At 62.1% G+C, this 16,091-nt stretch carries 18 protein-coding genes; 9 read left to right on the top strand and 9 right to left on the bottom strand.

Going from position 1 to position 16,091, the window contains the following annotated elements:
* Positions 1–61: 61 nt before the first annotated feature.
* The 6 genes from hpf to lptC all read right to left on the bottom strand — a co-directional run bounded on the left by hpf (position 62) and on the right by lptC (position 5,850).
* Positions 62–637 carry a ribosome hibernation-promoting factor, HPF/YfiA family gene (gene hpf, locus K6N12_RS19975; protein ID WP_003588952.1) on the bottom strand — a complete coding sequence of 192 codons (576 nt, stop codon included), beginning with the start codon at positions 635–637 and terminating at the stop codon, positions 62–64.
* Between the two features lie 293 nt (positions 638–930).
* A complete protein-coding gene (locus K6N12_RS19970) occupies positions 931–1,845 on the bottom strand; it encodes a DMT family transporter (RefSeq protein ID WP_097624672.1) in 915 nt (304 codons plus the stop codon).
* Between the two features lie 88 nt (positions 1,846–1,933).
* A complete protein-coding gene (gene rpoN / locus K6N12_RS19965; RefSeq protein ID WP_097624671.1) occupies positions 1,934–3,496 on the bottom strand; it encodes an RNA polymerase factor sigma-54 in 1,563 nt (520 codons plus the stop codon).
* A 220-nt stretch (positions 3,497–3,716) separates the two neighbouring features.
* The gene (gene lptB, locus K6N12_RS19960; RefSeq protein WP_003583867.1) at positions 3,717–4,493 is read right to left on the bottom strand and encodes an LPS export ABC transporter ATP-binding protein; all 777 of its coding nucleotides are present in this window, start codon (positions 4,491–4,493) and stop codon (positions 3,717–3,719) included.
* A gap of 40 nt (positions 4,494–4,533) precedes the next feature.
* Entirely contained in the window at positions 4,534–5,169 is a 636-nt protein-coding gene (locus K6N12_RS19955) for an LptA/OstA family protein (RefSeq protein WP_097624670.1), read from the bottom strand.
* A 15-nt stretch (positions 5,170–5,184) separates the two neighbouring features.
* Positions 5,185–5,850, bottom strand: a complete 666-nt coding sequence (gene lptC, locus K6N12_RS19950; RefSeq protein ID WP_097624669.1) for an LPS export ABC transporter periplasmic protein LptC — start codon at positions 5,848–5,850, stop codon at positions 5,185–5,187.
* A 224-nt stretch (positions 5,851–6,074) separates the two neighbouring features.
* Between lptC and sppA the strand changes: the two genes are divergently transcribed.
* From sppA to K6N12_RS19935, 3 genes are all read left to right on the top strand, one after another.
* Complete coding sequence (sppA, locus tag K6N12_RS19945; protein ID WP_097624850.1) at positions 6,075–7,025, top strand: signal peptide peptidase SppA; 951 nt, start codon at positions 6,075–6,077, stop codon at positions 7,023–7,025.
* A gap of 29 nt (positions 7,026–7,054) precedes the next feature.
* Positions 7,055–7,354 (top strand): integration host factor subunit beta, encoded by a 300-nt coding sequence (locus tag K6N12_RS19940; protein WP_003544934.1) that lies wholly within the window; start codon positions 7,055–7,057, stop codon positions 7,352–7,354.
* 164 nt (positions 7,355–7,518) lie between these two features.
* Complete coding sequence (locus tag K6N12_RS19935; protein WP_097624668.1) at positions 7,519–7,851, top strand: LapA family protein; 333 nt, start codon at positions 7,519–7,521, stop codon at positions 7,849–7,851.
* A gap of 33 nt (positions 7,852–7,884) precedes the next feature.
* On the opposite strand, the gene K6N12_RS19930 is transcribed toward K6N12_RS19935, so the two are convergent.
* The gene (locus K6N12_RS19930) at positions 7,885–8,319 is read right to left on the bottom strand and encodes a GNAT family N-acetyltransferase (RefSeq protein WP_097624849.1); all 435 of its coding nucleotides are present in this window, start codon (positions 8,317–8,319) and stop codon (positions 7,885–7,887) included.
* 63 nt (positions 8,320–8,382) lie between these two features.
* The gene (locus tag K6N12_RS19925; RefSeq protein ID WP_097624667.1) at positions 8,383–8,838 is read right to left on the bottom strand and encodes an SRPBCC family protein; all 456 of its coding nucleotides are present in this window, start codon (positions 8,836–8,838) and stop codon (positions 8,383–8,385) included.
* 103 nt (positions 8,839–8,941) lie between these two features.
* Here K6N12_RS19925 and K6N12_RS19920 point away from each other — a divergent pair, with 103 nt between their 5' ends.
* The 6 genes from K6N12_RS19920 to olsB all read left to right on the top strand — a co-directional run bounded on the left by K6N12_RS19920 (position 8,942) and on the right by olsB (position 15,424).
* Complete coding sequence (locus tag K6N12_RS19920) at positions 8,942–9,526, top strand: NUDIX hydrolase (protein ID WP_097624848.1); 585 nt, start codon at positions 8,942–8,944, stop codon at positions 9,524–9,526.
* A gap of 124 nt (positions 9,527–9,650) precedes the next feature.
* On the top strand, positions 9,651–10,748 hold the full coding sequence (locus K6N12_RS19915; protein WP_097624666.1) for a class I SAM-dependent methyltransferase: 1,098 nt from the start codon (positions 9,651–9,653) through the stop codon (positions 10,746–10,748).
* Positions 10,745–11,605 (top strand): TrmH family RNA methyltransferase, encoded by an 861-nt coding sequence (locus tag K6N12_RS19910; protein ID WP_097624665.1) that lies wholly within the window; start codon positions 10,745–10,747, stop codon positions 11,603–11,605. Before K6N12_RS19915 ends, K6N12_RS19910 begins: the two co-directional genes overlap by 4 nt.
* A complete protein-coding gene (lspA, locus tag K6N12_RS19905; RefSeq protein ID WP_097624664.1) occupies positions 11,602–12,105 on the top strand; it encodes a signal peptidase II in 504 nt (167 codons plus the stop codon). The genes K6N12_RS19910 and lspA overlap by 4 nt, the downstream gene beginning before the upstream one ends.
* 55 nt (positions 12,106–12,160) lie before the next feature.
* Complete coding sequence (locus K6N12_RS19900; RefSeq protein WP_097624663.1) at positions 12,161–14,440, top strand: PAS domain-containing hybrid sensor histidine kinase/response regulator; 2,280 nt, start codon at positions 12,161–12,163, stop codon at positions 14,438–14,440.
* Between the two features lie 108 nt (positions 14,441–14,548).
* A complete protein-coding gene (gene olsB / locus K6N12_RS19895; RefSeq protein WP_097624662.1) occupies positions 14,549–15,424 on the top strand; it encodes a l-ornithine N(alpha)-acyltransferase in 876 nt (291 codons plus the stop codon).
* Between the two features lie 33 nt (positions 15,425–15,457).
* Here olsB and K6N12_RS19890 read toward each other — a convergent pair whose 3' ends face one another.
* Positions 15,458–15,997 carry a L,D-transpeptidase family protein gene (locus K6N12_RS19890; protein WP_097624847.1) on the bottom strand — a complete coding sequence of 180 codons (540 nt, stop codon included), beginning with the start codon at positions 15,995–15,997 and terminating at the stop codon, positions 15,458–15,460.
* Between the last annotated feature and the right edge of the window lie 94 nt (positions 15,998–16,091).

Genomic DNA, 16,091 nt, shown 5'->3' with positions numbered 1-16,091 from the left:
CCTTCTGTCGCCGGGATCAAATGCAACGAGCGGCGGCGATACCGCCGCTCACCGCCTGATCTCAGCCTTTGATATTGGCGGAATCGATCCAGCCAATATTTCCGTCGTGCCGACGGTAAACGATGTTCAAGTGTTCCTTGCCGGGGCTGCGGAACAGGAGAAGCGGCTCGTCGGTCATGTCGAGCGCCATCACGGCGGTGGCGACCGACATGGTCTTCAGCTGCTTCGTGCTTTCGGCGACGATGGCCGGCGCGAAATCGTCGGGGATCTCATCTTCGTGGTCAGGAACGGAATCCATGACCGTGTAGGAGACTTCTGCAAAACCGTTCAGATGGTTTCCGGCATGATGGTCCTTCAGCTTGCGCTTGTAGCGGCGCAGGCGCTTTTCGATGCGCTCCGAAGCGGCGTCGAAAGCCAGCAGCGGGTCCGTCGCCTCGCCGGCCGCATGCAGCACCACCCCACTGTCGAGATGAAGCTTGCAGTCTGCCGAGTAACGAGAACTCGCCTTTTCCACGGTCACCTGACCCGAATATCCCCCGTCGAAGTATTTCGTGATGGCCATACCAATTTGGTCCTCGATCTTTTGACGGAACGAGTCACCAATTTCCATATGTTTACCGGACACACGCACACTCATGGAGTTTCCCTTCTTATCGTCGTTTGCGGGTATCAGTTTACGCCAAGCCTCAGGTTCATCCAAGCACTTCGCGCAATCTCAAGCAAGATCGGCGTCAGCCTGCTGGTCCTTGGTGCCCTTCTGATGCTGGGGATAACTCCAGACGCCGTTTGCGGCATCGATTGCGGCGGGCTTCTAGCCAGCCGCTGTTGAAAAGTCAATAGGGCGAAAAATCGGCATCACTAATACACGCGACGCACGCATCGAAAACACGGTAATTACAGCATATTTCACCGGCCACTTACCAATGACCTTTAGTGGATTCTCGCTGTGGTTGCCATAACCCGCGCCGGGATCGTCATGGCTGCGACACCGAAGATGACGCAAACGAGTCCAATCCAGGCCGTCGGACTCAGCCTTTCACCGAGGAAAAGGATGCCGATCGCAACACCGATCGGCACTCTGAGATAGGCTTGCGACGTCGTGCCGACCGAGCCCAACGTTTGGACGAGACGGAAATAGATCGCAAAGGCAAGCGCCGTCGAAAAGGCGGACAGAGCCAGCAGCGCCAGAATCGATGCGGCCGAGGGATCGAGCGTCCACGGCCGGTCGACGACGAGGCTGACCGGCAGGAGAATGACCGCGCCCGAGATCAACGAGCCGGCCGCCGGCACGGCGGGATCGAGCCCCTTGAAGTTCTTGCTGAAAATCGCCGCACCGGCATAGCAGGCTGTCGCCAGGATGATGGCGAGCTGCGCCATCAGGCTTTCGCCGAGACCGCCGAGCACCTCTACGCCGATGACCAGGCAGATGCCGGCAACTCCTGATATGACGCCGAAAAGCTTTCGCGCCGTCACCTGCTCGTGGCGGACTATCAGCACGGTCAGCAGGAAGGTGAAGATCGGCGTTGCCGAATTGAGGATCACCGCCAGCCCGGCATCGACGGATTGTTCCGCCCAGGCAATCAGCGTGAAGGGAATGACGCTGTTCAGACAGGCCTGGACAAAAAACCGCCGCCACGTCCCACCGTCAGTGGGCAGACGGATTCGCCGGTAGCGGAGGACGGCGAGCAGAATGCCGCCGGCAATCAGCGTGCGGACGGCGATCAAAGTCACCGGGGGGATCGTCTCGACGCCGATCTTGATGAAAGTGTAGGACGACCCCCAGAGGGCTGCCAGCGCCAGCAGCAGGAGAAGCTCCCTGGCAAGCTTCGGATTTTGCGGCGTCATGGTCGGCTTTCCCAATTCGTTCAAGACGTCAGAGAAATAACGGGGATTTGGAGCTGGATGCTTCGATCAAGACCGAAGCATTGCGGCGTCAGAAGCCGGCGACCTTGGCGAGCGCCCGTTTTTCGCGCCGGCGCTGGACCGAGGAGGCAATGTTCATAGCCTCGCGGTACTTGGCAACCGTGCGGCGGGCGAGATCGACACCGCCTTTCTTCAGCATGTCGACGATATCGTCGTCGGAGAGCACCGCGTCGGGGCTCTCCTGCATGATCAGCGCGCGGATCTTGTGACGCACCGCCTCGGCCGAATGGCTGTCGCCGCCGGCAACGGCGCTGATCGAGACGGTGAAGAAATATTTGAGCTCGAAGAGGCCGCGCGGCGTCAGCATGTATTTGTTCGAGGTGACGCGGCTGACGGTGGATTCGTGCATCTTGATCGCCTCGGCGACCGTCTTCAGGTTCAGCGGGCGCAGGTGGTCGACACCGTTCAGCAGGAAGGCATCCTGCTGGCGGACGATCTCGCTTGCCACTTTCATGATGGTTTTTGCCCGCTGGTCAAGGCTGCGCGTCAGCCAGTTGGCGCTTTGCAGGCATTCGGACAGGAAGGCGTGATCATCGCCATTCCTGGTCACACGGGAAAAATAGGACTGGTTGACGAGCACGCGCGGCAGCGTATCCGGATTGAGCTCGACCAGCCAACCGCCCTCCAGGGAGGGCCTGACGACCACATCGGGCATGATCGCTTCGGAAACGCCGGTCTCGAAACCGCTGCCAGGCTTGGGATTAAGCTGCCGGATTTCGCCGAGCATATCGAGAAGGTCTTCCTCGTCGACGCCGCAGAGCCGCTTCAGCGTGGCAAAATCGCGCCGTGCCAGCAGTTCGAGGTTTTCGACAAGCGCCTGCATGGCGGGGTCATACCGGTCCTTCTGCCTGAGCTGGATCGCCAGGCATTCGGAGAGGCTGCGGGCGAAAACCCCCGGCGGATCGAGCGTCTGAAGTGCGGCAAGCACACGCTCGGCCGCAGTCAGGCTCGTGCCCAGCCGCTCGCCGGTCTCGACGAGATCGACTTGCAGATAACCGGCATCGTCGAGCTGATCGACGAAGTTCTGCGCGATCAGCCGATCGGCCATGTCGGGCAGGACGAAGGGGATCTGCTGGGCGAGATGATCACGCAGCGACACCTGGCCGGCGACGAAATCGTCGAGATCGTAATCGGTGCCCTCGCCGCCGCTGCCCGGCATCGATTTCCACTGGCCGACGAGTTCCGGCGCATCGAGGCGCTGCGGCGCGCTGTCATCGGGATAGACATTGGTGTAGTTGGCGTCGAGCTCGTCGTTCAGCCGGCTGGTGCTGGCGCTGCCGCCATTGTCGTACCAGTCGCTGGAAAGCGCGTCGGTGCGGTTGTCGTAACCATCGTCCGAGCCCGCATCCTCCGGCGAATGACCATAAGGCTCGTCCTCGGATTCGCCGCGTTCTGCGCCCGCCTCGCCGTCATTCGACGGAAATTCGAGCAGCGGGTTCTTCTCCACTTCCTGGGCGATGAACTGGGTGAGCTCGACATGCGTCATCTGCAGCAGCTGGATGGATTGCATCAGCTGCGGTGTCATCACCAGCGATTGGTTCTGGCGCAGGAAAAGACTGGCGGACAGTGCCATGACGGACGCGAAACTCCCTCGATTCCTCCGGGAAACCGCGTCCGATCACACTTCAGGCGACGGAAATCCAACTGGCCCAAAAATTGCTTTTTTATCTCATTTGGTCAAGCGGAACTATGTCGGCGCGGTTAATTTCTGCGGTGGGACAGGTGCCGGCGAAAGGTTTGCGCCGTTTCAGGATGACTGAGGCAGCGTCCCCGTCTTTAGCATCATCGACCGTTCAGAGGCTGAAATTGTCGCCGAGATAAAGCCGGCGCACTTCCGGATTGTTGACGATGTCGTTCGCCCGGCCATGGGTCAGCACTTCGCCGGCATGGATGATGTAGGCCCGGTCGATCAGACCCAGCGTCTCGCGCACATTGTGGTCGGTGATGAGAACGCCGATGCCGCGCGCCGTCAGGTGGTGGACGAGATTCTGGATGTCGGCGACCGAGATCGGGTCAACGCCGGCGAAGGGTTCGTCGAGCAGCATGAAGGTCGGGTCGGTCGCCAGCGCACGGGCGATTTCGAGACGGCGGCGCTCACCGCCCGAGAGGGCAACTGCAGCACTCTTGCGCAGCTTCTGGATATGGAATTCTTCCAGCAACTCGTTCAGCTTCTGCTCGCGCTCGGCCTTGTCCTTGACGTGCACTTCAAGCACGGCGCGGATATTTTCTTCCACCGTCAGGCCGCGAAAGATCGAGGCTTCCTGCGGCAGGTAACCGACGCCGAGACGGGAGCGGCGGTACATCGGCATGGTCGTGACGTCGTTGCCGTCGATCTCGATCGTGCCTTCATCCACCGGCACGAGGCCGGTGATCATGTAAAAACAGGTGGTCTTGCCGGCGCCGTTCGGGCCGAGCAGGCCGACGGCCTCGCCACGGCGCACCACCAGCGAGACGCCATTGACGACGCGCCGCGTCGCATAGGTCTTCGTCAGACCGCGTGCGATCAGCGTTCCCTGATAACGGCTTTTGTCGGCGGCGCCCGCAGCTTGTGGCCCGGGCTGGCCGAACATGGTGGATAGCGATGATAATTTCACGTGGGAGGCCGGCTTCTCAGTTCTGCTTCTGCTGCGCATTCGGCTGCGATTTTGGATCGAGCTGAATTTGGACACGCCCGCCGCAGCTTTCAAGCTCCGCCTGACCGGTTTGCATGTGAACGGTCAGTTTGCAGCCGGTGAAGACGTTCGGTCCATCCGACAGAATAACCTTGTTGCCCTGATCCGCCGTGAGGATGAATGTCTGCGAGGCCATATCGAACTTGCCGTCATCGGCGGTCGCCGTCTGCGTGCCCGATGTCAGCAGGACCTTGTCGGTCACCAGGATCTTGTCGATATCGGCACTGCCCGATGCCAGCGAGGCCGACTGCTGCGGCTGGGCGGCGGGTTGCGTCCCGTCGGCGGCCGGCTTTGCCGCCTTGTCCTTGTAATAGACGGTCATCTTGCCGGACTGCATCGTCGTCGTCCCCTGGACGACCTTGACCTTGCCGGTGAACAAAGCCGTGTGTTCCTGATCGTGGATTTCCAGCTTGTCGCTTTCGATCTGGATCGGCTGGTCGTTGGAAAGCTTCATGCCCGACATCGTGGCCGCCTGCTGCGCTCCCGCGCCCGCGGCCGTCAGAACAAGGGCAAATGCGCCGGCAATGAACGCCAAGCCAGTCTTGCAAGTGGAAATGCGACAATCTTTTGTCATGGATGACCCGGCTGGTTAAGTGCCCTGTTTATGGATGGTGGATGGATCGACATTCATGCGAACATTCCCCTCGAATGTGATCACCCGCCCCTTATCGGTTATCTGGAGCGTCTTCGCAACAATGGAGGCATTGTCCTTGGTGATGGTGACGGGGTCGTCGCTGCGCATGTTCCCGCCCTTGATATCGAGGCGGGCGGACTGGAAATTCGCGTTGAGGCCGCTGCTCAGCACCAGGGTGAACGGAGCGGTCATATGCAGGTTGTCGGTGGCGCGGTTGTAGTCGGCGGTCGAGGCGACGACGCGGGCGATCAGGCCGTCATTCATCGGCACGGCGGCCTTGATGGTCTCCAGCGTGATGAGATCGGGATTGCGGATATCCTGCAACGCCCGTTCGGCGAGCATCGAATAATTGATGCCGTCGGAATTGCGGCCCGCGATCGCCGGCTTTTCCATCACGACCTTGCCGTTTTCGATCTTGGCGCCTTCGAACTTGACGTTCTCAGGCAGATAGATGCTGACCAACGCCACCGCCAGGAGGGCAGCCGCGACGATGAGGGCTGCCACCGGCAGCAAAATCTTCAGCCGCCGCACGCGGGCGGAATGGAACAACGCATCGCCATAGGCGCTACGGCCGGAGCCCGCATAGGCGGCATTTCCGTTGTTCTTCAGGGTATCGAGCATAGGTCTCGTTCCATGTGCGGTGATTGCCGCGCCTCGTAACAAAGCCGGCCGCCAATCACAGTTCGTTTCGCATTATTACATTGGCTTGCCAATATGGAATTTTTTCTGCAACAAGCAACAAAACGGAAAAACATCAAAAAGTGGCATTCGTACGCGCCGCTGCCACCTATTTCACCGGATCGATCGGCGGCATGCCGAAGCCGGGCCAGCGCTGGAGGTTTCTCATGGACAGTTCGATCATCGCCGATCGCCGGCGGCTGCGCCGCAAGCTCGGCTTCTGGCGTATCGTCGCGGTCGCCCTCATCGTGGCACTTGGTCTGGCCTTCTACAGCTTCGCCTTCGGCAATGGCGGGACGGAGCGCCCGCATATCGCCCACGTGACGATCTCGGGACTGATCGTCGACGACGACGAGCTTCTGGAGCGGCTGAAGAAAGTCGAGACCAGCGATCAGGTGAAGGCCGCAGTGATTTCGATCTCCTCGCCCGGCGGCACGACCTATGGCGGCGAAAAGATCTTCAAGGCGATCCGTGCGATCGCAGCCAAGAAACCCGTCGTCTCCGATGTGCGCACGCTTGCCGCCTCCGCCGGCTATATGATCGCCACCGCCGGCGACACGATCATTGCCGGCGACAGCTCGATCACCGGCTCGATCGGCGTCATCTTCCAGTATCCGCAGATCCAGCCGCTGCTCGATAAGATCGGCGTCTCGCTGCAGGAGATCAAATCTTCGCCGCTGAAGGCCGAACCCTCGCCGTTCCACGAAGCGAGCGAGGAGGCCAAGGCAATGATCCGCAACATGGTGGTCGACAGCTATAACTGGTTCGTCGATCTGGTCGCCGACCGGCGCAAGCTGCCGCGCGACGAGGTGCTGAAGCTCGCCGACGGCACGATCTATACCGGCCGCCAGGCGCTCAAGGTGAAACTCGTCGATACGATCGGCGGCGAGCCGGAAATCCGGGCCTATCTCAAATCGCGCGGCGTCGACGCCGACCTGCCGATGGTCGACTGGGACAAGAAGAGCAACACGCCCTTTCTGCTCGCTGGGGCTGTTTCGCGGTTGATTACGATCTTCGGTTATGATGATCTCTTGAAAGGCCAGGATATCAATGGAATCCTGCCCCCAAAGTTGCTTCTTGACGGGCTGCTTTCAGTTTGGCAGGTTGGCCGCGATTGATAAGAAATCAATAATTTAAGGGGGCGAACGTGATCAAGTCCGAATTGGTGCAGATTGTTGCAGCACGCAACCCGCATCTCTATCATCGCGACGTCGAGAATATCGTCAACGCGGTTCTCGACGAGATCACGGATGCACTGGCTGCGGGCAACCGAGTCGAATTGCGCGGCTTTGGCGCGTTTTCGGTCAAGAACCGCCCGTCCCGCTCCGGCCGCAACCCGCGCACCGGCGATACCGTCTTCGTCGAGGAGAAGTGGGTTCCCTTCTTCAAGACCGGCAAGGAGCTGCGCGAGCGGCTCAATCCCGGCCAGGCCGACGAAGAGGATTGAGCGCCGCACGCCGCCTGCGGCGAATCCGCACTTGATCTCGAAGACCGTTTTCCTATTCTGCTAACGCATCGGCCCCGAAAATCGGAATCGATTTTCGGGGCCGATGCGTAGTTATAACGCGCCGCTCAGAAAGGGCGGCGCCATCCGACGCATGGAGAACTCCAATGGCCAAGAAGATCGTCAACCTGTTGATTCTGCTGCCGCTCGGCGTCATCCTCATCGTCTTCTGCGTCGCCAACCGGCAAAGCGTCACGCTCGCCTTCAATCCGTTCCGGCCGGAAGATCAGGTGCTTGCGGTTTCTGCGCCCTTCTTCGTCTTCCTGGTCGTTGCCTTGATCGCAGGCATGCTGATCGGCTCGGCCGCCACCTGGTTCAGCCAAGGTAAACACCGCAAGCGCGCCCGCATCGAGGCCAAGGAAGCCATCCGCTGGCAGGGCGAGGCCGACCGCCACAAGAGCCGCGCCGAGGAAATCGCCGGGCAGCTTCCGGCACGATAAACCGGCTCGGTTTCGGCGATGCTTCGGCAGCGGTCAAACCGGAAAAAAGCTCAGTTCCTGATAGTCGCCCTCCGGCGACGTGCCGTTGCCGGTCACACGGAAACCGTGGGCGAGGTAGAAAGCCTTCGCCCGCCGGTTCTTCACCAGGCACTTCAGCCGGTAGCGGTGGCCTGGCCATTCCGGCAGCGCCTGCAGCAGCGCCGTACCGGCGCCAAAGCCCTGGAAGTCCGGGCTGATATAGAGCATGTGGATGAAATCATCGGCCGGCCAGAGCGACAGGAAGCCGGCTACTCCGCCGTTTTCATGCTCACAGACGAAGACCGTCTCGCCATTCGTATGGGCGGCGAAGTCTTCGCGGTGGAATTTGCCGGGATCGACCCAGACGAATGTTTCGCGGCGCACGGAAAGATAAATCTCCGCGAGCATTTCCTGGTCTTCCGCCCGCGGCGGCCTGATTGTCCACGTCATGACGTGGATGTAGCCCATGGCCCAACCCACGCCAAGCCCAAAGCGCGTGGCGTCGGGCCCGGATCAGCCAGCCGCCATCTTCGCGACGACGGCGGCATTGAAATCCGAAAAGAACCCTTCGGCGAGCCTCTGTGAGGTCGCATCGAGCAGACGTGCGCCGAACTGGGCAAGCCTGCCGCCGAGCTCGGCTTTTGCCCGAAAATGCAGGATGGTCTCGGCACCGCTTTCTTCGAGCACGATATCGGCGGCTCCTTTGGCAAAGCCGGCAAGACCACCCTTGCCTTCGGCCGACAGCGTGTAGCTGTTCGGCGCATCGACATTGGACAGTGTCAGCAGCCCATGAAAGGTAGCCGACAGCAGGCTGAACTTGACCTTGATCGTCGCCTCAAAGGTATCCGGCGACAGCCGCTCGATGGCCTGGCAGCCTGGAATGCAGCCGCGCATGATCTCGGGATCGTTGAGCGCTGCCCAGACGACATCCCGCGGCGCGGCGATGCGTTCTTCGCCGGTGAAATCCATTCGATAACCCCATCTCCGATTCGCTCACTTTATCCCAGCGGGAAAGGCTTTTGCCAGGCGGAGAGGAATGTTATCCCGCTCGTTCCGGGGCAAGGAATTGGCGATGAGTGACGAATTGAGGCCGTGGAGCGTGGCGGCAAGCCGCATCACCTATGAGGATCGCTGGATCCGGCTGCGAAGCGACGACTGCGTCACCGCCGATGGGACCGTCGTCGCGCCCTTCCATGTGCTCGACTATCCCGACTGGATCAACGTCGTGCCTGTCATGCCCGACGGCCGCGTGCTGCTGACGCGGGAATACCGGCATGGACGCGGCGAGATCATCCACGGGCTCGTCGCCGGCGGTGTCGAGCGCGGCGACAGCGAGACCGGCGATGCGGCGATGGCGGCAGCCCGGCGCGAACTACGGGAGGAGACCGGCTATGAAGCCTCGACCTTCGTCAAGCTGCTCACCTCCTACCCGAATGCAGCAAGCCACAGCAACGCGGTGACGAGCTGGCTGGCACTCGACCTCAGCCGAGCCGGTGAACCGCGTTTCGACCCGGGCGAGAAGGTCGAGCTGTTGTTTGAGGATCTTGCCGCCCTCCTCGGCGACCTGCAGTCCGGCGCGGTCATCATGCAGTCGATGCATGTCGCAGCCCTTTATGCGGCGGAAAGCTGGCTTCGCCGGCGGTCATCGGAGGCTTGAAATAAATGCCGCGCCGGCGCGCAGTTGATCCGGCACGCTTTTCTGGGCTACTGCATAATTCAAAGGGCGCTGCAGAAGATGCAGACGCTCTCACCATATCCCGACAGACACGCGGAAGAGCACGTTGAAACAAAGAGAACGCCGGCCGGGCCAGAAGAAGACATCAGGTCCTTCCGGGGAAAGCCGCAGGGACGACCGGGTCGGCCGGCCGCCGAAGCCGGTCGCGCGGCCTGCGGCTGCCCGCGAGACGGTGCGCGAGGCTGCCGTGCCTGCCGCGCCCGAACGGCCGCTGATGACGCGCAGCGGCGAGCGCCCGGCTGAGCGCGTGCCCGTGATCCTCGAATCGCTCGGGGCCGGCGACTTCCACCTGATCGACAGCGGCAACGGCGAAAAGCTTGAGCAATACGGCCCCTACCGTATCATCCGTCCCGAGGCGCAAGCGCTGTGGCGGCCGTCGCTGCCCTCGCATGTCTGGGAAAAGGTCGATGCCGTCTTCACCGGCGATACCGACGAGGAAGGCAGCGGCCGCTGGCGCTTCCCGAAGGAGGCGCTGGGAGAGACCTGGCCGCTCAACCTGCTCGGCGTCGATTTCCTCGGCCGTTTCACCTCTTTCCGTCATGTCGGCGTCTTCCCCGAGCAGATCGTGCACTGGAGCTGGATGAAGGAGCAGGTCGAAAAGGCCGGCCGGCCGCTGAAAGTGCTGAACCTTTTCGGCTATACCGGCGTCGCCTCGCTGGTTGCCGCCGCAGCCGGCGCCGAAGTCACCCATGTCGACGCCTCGAAGAAGGCGATCGGCTGGGCGCGGGAAAACCAGGCGCTCGGGCGCATGGAGAAGCTGCCGATCCGCTGGATCTGCGAAGACGCGATGAAATTCATCCTGCGCGAGGAACGCCGCGGCAGCCAGTACGACATCATCCTCACCGATCCGCCGAAATTCGGCCGCGGCCCGAACGGCGAAGTCTGGCATCTTTTCGAGCATCTGCCGTTGATGCTCGATGTCTGCCGCGAGATCCTGTCGCCGAAGGCCGTCGGCCTGGTGCTGACCGCCTATTCGATCCGCGCCAGCTTCTATTCGATCCACGAGCTGATGCGCGAGACGATGCGGGGCGCCGGCGGCGTGGTCGAATCCGGCGAGTTGGTCATCCGCGAAGCCGGCCTCGACGGCAAGACGCCGGGCCGCGCGCTTTCCACCTCCCTCTTTTCCCGCTGGGTGCCGAAATGAGCAAGGACTTCCACGATCAGGGACCGCGCAGGGTCGGACAGGTGAAGGAAGTCACCTCGCTTGCCAATCCGATCATCAAGGACATCAAGGCGCTGACGAACAAGAAGTCGCGGGAGGAAAGCGGGACTTTCCTGGCCGAAGGACTGAAGCTCGTCATCGATGCGATCGAACTCGGCTGGACAATCCGGACGCTGGTCTATGCCAAGGCCGCCAAGGGCAAGCCGCTGGTCGAGCAGATGGCGGCAAAGACCGTCGCCTCGGGTGGGCTGGTGCTCGAAGTCAGCGAAAAGGTGATCGCCTCGATCACCCGGCGCGACAATCCGCAGATGGTCGTCGGCATCTTCGAGCAGCGCTGGATGCCGCTTCGGGACATTCGGCCGAGGGATGGCGAGACCTGGGTGGCGCTCGACCGGGTGCGCGACCCCGGCAATCTCGGCACCATTATCCGCACAGCCGATGCGGCCGGCGCTTCCGGCATCATTCTGATCGGAGAGACGACCGATCCCTTTTCGCTCGAAACGGTGCGGGCCACCATGGGCTCGGTCTTTGCCGTTCCGGTGGCGCGGGCAACACTGGAAGAGTTCATCGCCTGGCGGAAATCGGGCGGCGTTTCCGTGGTCGCGACGCATCTTGCCGGCGCGGTCGACTACCGCACCATCGACTACCGGAAAAAGCCCGTCGTGCTGCTGATGGGCAACGAGCAATCCGGCCTGCCGGACCAACTGGCCGGGCAAGCCGACGCGCTTGCCCGCATTCCGCAGCAGGGCCGCGCCGATTCCCTGAATCTCGCCGTCGCCACCGCTGTCATGCTTTTCGAGGCGCGCCGCCATCTCCTCTCACTTGCCGAGGGCAAATGACCGAACAGACGCCTGCCCGCCCCGCGCTGTTTTCGCGCCCGGCGCCGATCCTCTTCTTCATCATCGTCGCCGTTCTCCTCGACCAGATCGTCAAGATCGCTGTCGATCATTACCTGCCGCTGCAGGAGGCCGTGCCGGTTATTCCGATGCTGGCGCTCTACCGCACCTACAATCTCGGCGTTGCCTTTTCGATGCTGGAGGGCATGGATGGCTGGTTCATCGTCGGCATGCGCCTCGTCATCGTCGCCTTCGTCATCTGGCTGTGGTACCGCACGGCGAAGGACCGCTGGCTTGCCCATCTCGGTTACGCGCTGATCATCGCCGGCGCGATCGGCAATCTCGTCGACCGCTTCGCCTATGGCCACGTGATCGATTACATCCTGTTTTACACCGACAGCTGGTCTTTCGCGGTGTTCAATCTCGCCGACAGTTTCATCACCATCGGGGCTGGCTGCGTCATTCTCGACGAGCTGCTGCTGCCGAAAAAGGCCGGCCGCTAAAATCTTATCGAATTCCTGAAGGCATTCGGAAGAGGCCTCATGTTAGCCAGATTGCATGCAGAATCTGGGACAGTTGCAGGAAAGATTGTCCGCCGCCTTCGGCGGACCCGCCGCCAAGCCGCGTGAAGAGCGGATGGCGGAGTTCTTCTCGCGACCCGGCACATCGGCGCCTCAGGCGGCCGATGACGGCAAGATGGGGCCTGCAGCGACACGGCGCCTGCTGGTCTACTGGCTTGGCGGCGCTGGCCTGCTTGCCGCGATGATCCTGACTCTGCTTGCCCATGCCGGCGATCCTCTGCTGCTTTCGGGCGGTCTTGTGGTCCTCGGCCTTGCCGTCATCGCCAGCTATGCCGTCCTGATGTTTCGCCGGCGCAGGCCCCCCAGCGGCGGCAAGTCGCTGCCGGATTGGAACGACGGCGCCAAGCTGTTTGCAGACGTCCACGACGTGCTCGGCGATATCACCGTCAGCCGCAGCATGGACCGGCGCATCATTTCCGCCAACGATACGTTTCGCCGGCTGACCGGGCGCCTGCGTCCCGAAGGGCACAGTTGCGAGGAGATCGGGCTTGCCTTTCGGCCCGGCCCGATACCCCACTGCTTCGATGTCGAGATCTCGACGCCGGACGGCCAGCGCATCTTTCTCTGGCGCGACGTCGTCACCCGCGACCCGGCAAACGGCCGGCTGCTGCTGCAGAGCGTGGCGCGCGATGTGACCGACGAGCGGCTGATCGCGCAGGGCCGCGAGGAGGCCCGCCAGAAGGCCGAATATAACAGCGCCGCCAAGTCGAGGCTGCTTGCCACCGTCAGCCACGAGGTGCGCACGCCGCTTTCCGGCCTGCTCGGCATGACGCATCTCCTCGCCGAGACGCGGCTGACGCAGGAGCAGCAGGATTATCTCGCCAATATCCGCCAGTCCGGCCACGCGCTGACGCAGCTCGTCGAGGATCTGCTCGATTTCTCCACCATCGAGGTCGGCCGCTTCGCGCTGCACCCGCGCTCGGAATCGCTGCGCAAGCTTCTGGAAAGCGTCGTCGAGATGCTCGCCCATCGGGCGCATGAAAAAGGCATCGAGATCGGCGCCACGGTGTCATCAGACGTTCCGGAGAATATGAGTTTCGACCCGGCGCGGCTGCGCCAGGTTCTGTTCAACGTCATCGGCAATGCGGTGAAGTTCACCCAGGTCGGCGGCGTCTTCATTCGCGTCTCGCTCGATGCGGACGACCTGTCGATCACGGTTACGGATAGCGGTCCCGGCATGACGGCGGAGGAGCAGGCGCGAGTCTTCGGCGAATTCGAACAGGGCGGGACCGTTGCCGACAGGAGCAGCGGCACCGGGCTCGGCCTTGCCATCTCCGCCCGCATCATGCGCGAATTCAACGGCACGCTGACGGTTGCCAGCGAAAAGGGCAGAGGCAGCGAATTCACCATCCGCTTCCCTGTCGATATCGGCAGCGAGCGCCCTGACCGGCGCAATACGCTGCTTGCCGGCAACAGCGTCGTGCTCCTGGCGCCGACGGGTGCTGCACGCACCGCCATCGCCGAGACGATCACCGCGCTCGGCGGCCTCTGCCATCTGGTCAGCGACGGCGAGAGCGCGCGGACGACGCTGCTCGGCTTGGCCAATAGCGGAAAGCGGCCGACCGATATCATCATCGACCATCGCATGTCGGCGGAATTTGCCGCCCATCTTGCCGATCGCGCCGAAATCGCCGCCCTTGGCCTGCGCAAGGTGCTGCTCGTCAATCCGGAAGAGCGCAGCGCCCATCCGCTCGACCTCTTCGATGCCTGGCTCATCCGGCCGCTGCGCGAACAGTCGCTGATCGACGTGCTGCGCGGGCGCATGCGCGGCATGGAGAAGCGCGACGCGCTGAACGACAACCAGCCGGGCTTTGGCCTTTCGGCGGCGGAGCCGATGGTTGCCGCCAGCGGGCTCAACATCCTGCTTGGCGAGGACGATCCGATCAACGCCATGCTGGTGCGCGTCGTGTTGGAGAAGGGCGGGCATAAGGTGCGCCATGTCGAGGATTTCGAGGCGCTGCTCGATTGCGCCCTTTGCGAGGCGAATGCCCGGCCCGATATCATCATCAGCGACCTGTCGATGCCCGGCGGCAACGGCATCGACATGCTCGGACGCCTGCGCGGCCACGAAAGACGGCTCGATCTGGCCTCGGTGCCGGTGATTGTGCTGACCGCCGACAAGAGCGACGAATCGCGCCGCCAGGTGTTGCTGAACGGCGCCAACCGGGTGATGGTAAAGCCGGTCGACCCGGTGCGGCTGCTGACCGAAGTGCAGGCGGTGGCCGCACTTTCCGCCCGCCGGGCAGAGGCGCGATAACGTGCCGCGGGGCCGGCATGCTTCTTGCGTTCACAAATTCAATATGTCACTTTCCTGTCGCAGAGAAGTGTTTTATGGCGTCGATAAGCCGGCAACGGGAGAATCGCCATGTCCGCCATCGACATCCTGAATCGTGACACCACCGAGGTTGCACCGCCCTTGACGGCGGCTGCGCAGACGGACGGCGACATCCTCGGCCGCATCGGCAATCTGGAAACCCGGCTTGCCCGCACGGCGCGCGAGATCGATGCCGCCCAAGCCGTGCGTTACCGCGTTTTCGTCGACGAAATGAAGGCGCAACTGCCGCTGGACGCCATGCGCCGCCAGCGCGATGTCGATGCCTATGACGCCTTTTGCGACCATCTTCTCGTTCTCGACCGCACGATCGAGGGCGACCCGGAAGACCAGATCGTCGGCACCTACCGCCTGCTGCGCCAGGATGTCGCCATGGCCAATGGCGGTTTTTACTCGGCTTCCGAATTCGAGATCGAGGGCCTCCTCGCCAAACATCCGGATAAGCGCTTCATGGAGCTCGGCCGCTCCTGCGTACTGCCGGAATACCGCACCAAACGCACCGTCGAGCTTCTGTGGCAGGGCAACTGGGCCTATGCGCTGAAGCACGGCGTCAGCGCCATGTTCGGCTGCGCCTCTTTCCCCGGCGTCTATCTGGAAAGCCATGCGCTGGCGCTGTCCTTCCTCTACCACAATGTGCTGGCGAAGAACGAATGGGCCGTCAGCGCATTGCCGCATCTCGCCCGCAACATGGATCTGATGCCGATCGAGGCCGTCAACCCGAAGCGCGCGCTGATGGCGCTGCCGCCGCTGATCAAGGGTTACATGCGCTTGGGCGCGATGGTCGGCTCCAGCGCCGTCGTCGACCACGCCTTCAACACGACCGACGTGCTGATCGTGCTGCCGATCTCCAGCATTTCCGACCGCTACCTGAATTATTACGGCGCCGACGCCGGCCGCTTCGCGAGCTAGAGCCTTTCCTAGTCGCCAGGCCCCGGCAATGTTTCAGGGCATGATCTCTATCGGTGTATGGTTGGGGACGCGAGCCCAGATATCGCGCATCTCCGAGTTGGTTACTGCAACACAGCCATCCGTCCAATCCCACAGGTGATGGACGTTTCCGAAGAGGCCCCAGCCATTGGGAAGCCCGTGGATCATGATATCGCCCCCGGCAGGAAAACCTCCTGCTTCAGCGTTGCGCCGATCATCCGGGTTTGGATAGGAAATGTGCAGGCTCAGATAGGCCATGGACTTTGGATTTCGCCAGTCTATTTCATAACGCCCTTCAGGTGTTCTCTCGTCACCTTCTCGCTGCTTGGGCCCGGCATCGGCAGCCGTGCCTAAAGAAATCCGGTATGTAGAGATGGGAACATCGCCTCTCAAAAGGACCATGCGGCGTTCGGATTTATAAACGCGAATGAGGTCAGCCTGTTGTTCCAATGGCGCATCCGGAGGCGGCGAGCCTGAGCCGACCCTGGCCATCAATTTCGTATAAGCGAAACAGCTGGCGACCACGATGGCTAAAACGACAAGTTTGTTTCTCAACTTGATCTCATCTTCAGGAGGCGCGCTCGAGGCCAGGCACGATCGGCCGGCAATGGCTGGCAGGCTTTGGCGCACATGATGCTTCACCCCTTGG

Source organism: Rhizobium redzepovicii (assembly GCF_019793435.1).
Lineage (GTDB): Bacteria > Pseudomonadota > Alphaproteobacteria > Rhizobiales > Rhizobiaceae > Rhizobium > Rhizobium redzepovicii.
The sequence above is the reverse complement of the archived record's forward strand: the minus strand, read 5'-3'. Positions and strand labels throughout refer to the sequence as shown.